Origin of the sequence: Mycobacterium sp. WUMAC-067 (assembly GCF_020217485.1) — a bacterium.
Classification (GTDB): Bacteria; Actinomycetota; Actinomycetes; order Mycobacteriales; family Mycobacteriaceae; genus Mycobacterium.
Map to the genome: position 1 here is coordinate 1 of NZ_JAEKMI010000126.1, position 2595 is coordinate 2595.

Below are 2595 nucleotides of genomic sequence, written 5' to 3' on the forward strand. Positions count from 1 at the left end.
CTGCACGAACAGTGGGTCGTAGCCAGCCTCCAGAAGGTGGGTGGTGAAGGAGTGCCGCAGTGCGTGCAGACTCAATTCTGGTGGCAGCCCGGCTCGTTTGCGAAATGCGGTGAAGGAGCGGCCCAGCGCACCGAGCGTCAATCTGGAACCACGCTCGCTGGGCCACAGCGCGGGGGAGCGGTCCGCGGTGGCGAACAGCTGGCGTCCCTCGCTGCACCAATATTCCAAAAGCTCGACAACCCAAGAGAATTCAGGCGATGTGAGCACCGTCCGCCGACGTGGCCCGGACCCTTTCGTGCCTTTGGCCCAGCGCACGGTCAGCGCGCCGTAGTTTCCAAAGCGGGGTACGTGTGGGTTGGGCCCGAAGTCCGTCAGGTCCAGCATGACCAGTTCGCGGCGGCGCAGCCCATAGGCGTAGCCGACCTTGAATGCGATCGAATCCCGCAGGGCCGTCACCCACCGCTTGGACGCTGTGCGGTGCGCTTCGTCGACAAAATCATCTACGACGTCAAATAGGTGCTGCAACTCGGCCTTGGTGAACGCTCGGCGGCCCGGTGGAACAGCATCATCGGTTGTGTGTTGCGGAGTGTTCCACTCGAAGCATATCTGCGACGGAACATCGCCAAACTGCTTCTCGCAGAATGCAACCCAGCCGTATCTACTGTCGCAGACGTACGAGCAAAACATCGAAATCGTATTGCTGTAGGTCCGCAACGTAGATAGCGCAATCGGTCTTTCCTGCGATCGGAATTCGGCCAGGAATTGGTCCACGTCAATTGGGCGCCACCGCCACGGATACTCGTTGGTGAACTCAACGAACCGGGCAATCAGTCGACCGCGCGTCATGATCGTGTCGACGGCCAAGCCTCGGGCCAGCATCTGCGCCCGCCAGCCATCGACCATCGCATTGAACACGGTCTCATCGGCACGCAGGAGCGAAACATCGTCGGCACGCAGGATGTGGGGAATGAACCCGGGCAGTTCCTCAGCCATGACGATGGTCGAACGATCTCGGCAACCGGCTTGGCGACGACTTGAGTTGCGATCCGAATAGTCTTGCCCTCGAACGCAATTCGTCACTGTGACGCAATAACCCCGGTCCACGCAGTGGCGGGGGCGGTGCCGCAAAACAACTCACACCGACCGGATGCCAGTGGTCGCTCGTTGAAGCTCGCAACGTCGTCACCTAACATCCGAATCAATCATTAAGTGATTGAAACTTACGTCGAGCTGGCCCGTTGCGCAAGACCCAAGGTCGATCAGGGGCGCTGCAGCGGCGACCGACACCCGTCACAACCAGGACAATCGAGCCAGTCGTCCAGGGGTGCAAGTTCTTTCACTAAATGAAACTCGCATGCCTTAGATGCCGATAACAAAGATTACGTCAGGTAAAGCTCGCCGTTTTCATCGGATGAATCATGCCTACCCTGACCGACCCCCCCGTTGTCGCCGGGCTGCGAACGAATCAAAACGCCCGGATCACAGGGGGTTTCGGCATGTGGCGATGCGTGAGCCGCGAAGTGGTTGCTAGCCGACATTCCGACATGCTGCAGTGAACCTTTCTGATGCGGTGGATCTACCAGCACGGATGTGGTAATGATTCATCAGGTGATTCAATGATTCATTCGATGAGACAGGCTGGAGGGCGGATTGCCCGTCGATAAGAGCGGTCGTGTGTTCCTCGTCGGCTCGGTCCCTCTGCTGCATCCAGAGGCCCAAACCGTCGACGAGATGCTGCAGGGTTGGCGCAACCAGCAACTGTGTCGCAACCTGGCACACGACACGATCGACGCGCGGATCGCGACGGTTCGCCGGTTTATCGAGCACACCAACGAGTTCCCGTGGTCATGGACGCCGGCCATCGTCGAAGAGTTCTTCAGCGACCTGCGCGGCATCAAAGGGCGACGCCAGTCCACAGTGCGCGGTTATCAGAATGCGCTACGACTGTTCTGCTCCTATATCGCCGACCCAGACTACGGTTGGGACCGGGTTTGTGAGCAGCGGTTCGGCACCCATCCGGCACAGGTGTTCTTCGTCTGGAACACCGCCACCCACGTCCAAGACAACGAGCAGTCCCCCGAGAAGCGGCCGTTCACCAAACAGGAGCTACAAGACTTCTTGGACCACGCCGACGATCAAGTCACCCTGATCGCCAACTCGAAGAAGAAAGGGTGGCTGCCGGCCTACCGCGACGCCGTCATGTTCAAGATCAGCTACTCCTACGGTTTACGGTTCAACGAGCTGAGGCACCTGCAAACCATTGACTTCTCCCGCAATCCACACGCCCCGGAGTTCGGCCGCTACGGCGCGGTCAAAGTCCGCTACGGCAAAGCAAAGAAAGGATCCCCACCCAAGCGCCGCACCGTGCTGACTGTGTTTGATTGGACGCCGGAGGTGATCGCTGACTGGCTCACCCACGGTCAGCCCTACATCGACGACGGCATCGACCTCTTCCCCAGCGAGCGCGGGTTACTGGTCGCCGAGAGAACCCTGTTGCGCAGATTTAGACGCTACTGCCAGGACCTTGAACTATCCGATGGCCTCGATCTGCATTCGTTCCGACGCTCCTACATCACCCACCTCATCGAAGACGGT

At 59.4% G+C, this 2595-nt stretch carries 2 protein-coding genes; one reads left to right on the top strand and one right to left on the bottom strand.

Features of this window, described 5'->3' with window-relative positions; translation table 11 throughout:
• Nucleotides 1-993: tyrosine-type recombinase/integrase (locus tag JF781_RS27710; RefSeq protein WP_225330666.1), on the bottom strand; the 993-nt coding region annotated here is incomplete at its 3' end.
• 657 nt (nucleotides 994-1650) lie between these two features.
• Here JF781_RS27710 and JF781_RS27715 point away from each other — a divergent pair.
• Nucleotides 1651-2595: site-specific integrase (locus JF781_RS27715; RefSeq protein ID WP_225341346.1), on the top strand; the 945-nt coding region annotated here is incomplete at its 3' end.